The sequence below is a fragment of the Mesorhizobium sp. M2A.F.Ca.ET.037.01.1.1 genome (assembly GCF_003998075.1).
Lineage (GTDB): Bacteria > Pseudomonadota > Alphaproteobacteria > Rhizobiales > Rhizobiaceae > Mesorhizobium.
In genome coordinates this window covers 1-2,379 of sequence record NZ_RZSA01000979.1, presented here as the reverse complement: position 1 = coordinate 2,379, position 2,379 = coordinate 1, and the positions used below count along the sequence as shown (strand labels likewise).

Below are 2,379 nucleotides of genomic sequence, written 5' to 3'. Positions count from 1 at the left end.
CTGCCCTTGATCACCCAATAGAGCGAGCCGCCGTCCGTGATCTCGCTGCCGCGCGTCGGCACCATGCGGGTGGTGTGCCAGTGCTCGACCGGCTCGCCGGCGCGCCGCCGCTCGTCGAGGCGGAAGGCGATCCACTCTTCGAGATCCTCGACGCTGTCGCAGCCGACGCACAGTTTTAGGAGATTGAGTGACATGCCCCAAGATTTAGCCGCGAGGGTTGACGCGTCAACGCCTTGAGCGACTTCTCCACAGGGCCAGCCTGGAGTGTCCGTAAGACTTCAGCACTCCACCACGTTCACCGCCAGACCGCCGAGGCTGGTTTCCTTGTACTTCTCGTTCATGTCGAGGCCGGTCTGGCGCATGGTCTCGATCGCGGCGTCGAGCGGCACGAAATGCGTGCCGTCGCCCTTGATGGCCAAGGAAGCGGCCGTCACGGCCTTTACCGCGCCAAGGGCATTGCGCTCGATGCAGGGCACCTGCACCAGGCCGCCGACAGGATCGCAGGTCATGCCGAGATGATGCTCGAGCGCAATCTCGGCGGCGTTCTCCACCTGCTCTGGCGTGCCACCCATCACGGCGCACAGGCCGGCGGCGGCCATGGCCGAGGCGGAGCCCACCTCGCCCTGGCAACCGACTTCGGCGCCCGAGATCGACGCGTTGGACTTGATGATGCCGCCGACGGCCGCGGCCGTCAGCAGGAAATCGCGGATGCTCGGCTGATCGGCTTCGGGATGGAAATGCAGCCAATAGCGCAGCACCGCCGGCAGCGTGCCGGCCGCGCCATTGGTCGGCGCCGTCACCACCCGCCCGCCGGCGGCGTTCTCCTCATTGACCGCCATGGCGTAGATGGACAGCCAGTCATTGGCGAGCAAGGGGTTGGGCCGGTTCTGCTGCCACTGTTCCTGTAATTTGTCGTGCAATTGCCGCGCACGGCGGCGCACCTTCAGTCCGCCCGGCATGATGCCGTCCTGCGACAGGCCGCGGTCAATGCAGCCTTTCATCGCGCCCCAGATCGCGTCGAGGCCCGCATCGAGCTCCTCGCGCGACATGTGCTTTTCCTCGTTGGCGCGTTTCATCTCGGCGATCGAAAGCCCGCTCTTTGTCGCCATCGCCAGCATCTCGACGGCATTCTTGAAGGGATACGGCACTCGTCTGCCCTCGGTCGTCACCGAGCCCTTGGCCTTCATGCGCTGCAATTCTTCCTCGGAAACGACGAAGCCGCCGCCGATCGAATAATAGATGCGCTTGAGCAGCAGCCGGTCGGACACATCATAGGCATAGAAGGCCATGCCGTTGGCGTGGCCGGTCAGCGGCGTCTTGCGGTCGAGCACGAGGTCCTTGGCGGGATCGAAACGGTATATCGGATGCCCCGGCGGCGAAATGCGCTTTTCCGCGCCGATGCGGGCGACGATGCCGTCGGCCTCGTCCGGATCGACCGTCTGCGGCGTCTGGCCGGCCAGGCCGAGCATGACGGCGCGGTCCGAGCCGTGGCCAATGCCGGTATAGGCAAGCGAGCCATGCAGGCTGGCGCCGATGCGGTCGACTTTGACGCCTGCCGGGCGCGGCCAATCGCCGGCCAGGATCTCGTCGAGGAAACGGCGCGCGGCTGTCATCGGCCCCATCGTGTGCGAGCTCGACGGCCCGATGCCGATCTTGAACAGGTCGAAAACCGAAAGGAACACGGGCCGTGGTCTCCTGAGCGCCGGTCAGAAACTTACATATAGGAATTCCCTGGATGTTTCCGCTGTTTTGCAAGTCGCGGCGCGGCGGCTGCCGACCTTGTTTGCTCCGCCAGCGACATCATCCTGCTGAGGCCTCCTGCCCCGTCGAAGCGCCGGCGTCGCCTGTGTTACAAGAACGCATGGGCGACTCACTCCATCTCTCATTGGCAGATCTGGCGGCTTTGACCTTCTTCCTGGTCGTCTGGGTGCTGCACACGCTCGCCTCCGACGGCAAGCTGATCAGCCGCGTCTCGCTGACGACCGCGATGAATGCCCAGCGCGAGGCCTGGATGCGCAATATGGCCGAGCGCGAGATACGCATTGTCGATACCGCCATCATGGGCGGCCTGCAGCAAGGCACCGCCTTCTTTGCCTCGTCTTCCCTGATCGCGCTCGGCGGCTGCTTTGCCCTGCTCGGCGCCTCCGACCGCGTGCTCCAGGTTCTGGCCGACCTGCCGTTCGGCGAGGCTTCGTCGCGCGAAACCTTCCAGACCAAGGTATTCGGCCTGGTGCTGATCCTGGCCTTCGCCTTCTTCAAATTCGGCTGGGCCTACCGGCTGTTCAACTATTGCTCGATCCTGATCGGCGCTGTGCCGACCCCGCATGGCCCTGCTTCGCGCAATCCCGTCAGCGAAACCGCGGTGTGGCGGGCGACGCG

Annotated in this window: 3 protein-coding genes; 1 reads left to right on the top strand and 2 read right to left on the bottom strand. The window is 65.1% G+C overall.

What is annotated here, in order from left to right; genetic code table 11:
• Both EOA27_RS32210 and EOA27_RS32205 read right to left on the bottom strand, forming a co-directional pair.
• On the bottom strand, positions 1-194 hold a 194-nt coding region (locus tag EOA27_RS32210; RefSeq protein WP_127258237.1), incomplete at its 3' end, for a DUF1489 family protein.
• An 84-nt stretch (positions 195-278) separates the two neighbouring features.
• The gene (locus EOA27_RS32205) at positions 279-1,682 is read right to left on the bottom strand and encodes an L-serine ammonia-lyase (RefSeq protein WP_126082636.1); all 1,404 of its coding nucleotides are present in this window, start codon (positions 1,680-1,682) and stop codon (positions 279-281) included.
• A 179-nt stretch (positions 1,683-1,861) separates the two neighbouring features.
• Here EOA27_RS32205 and EOA27_RS32200 point away from each other — a divergent pair.
• Positions 1,862-2,379: DUF599 family protein (locus EOA27_RS32200; RefSeq protein WP_127258234.1), on the top strand; the 518-nt coding region annotated here is incomplete at its 3' end.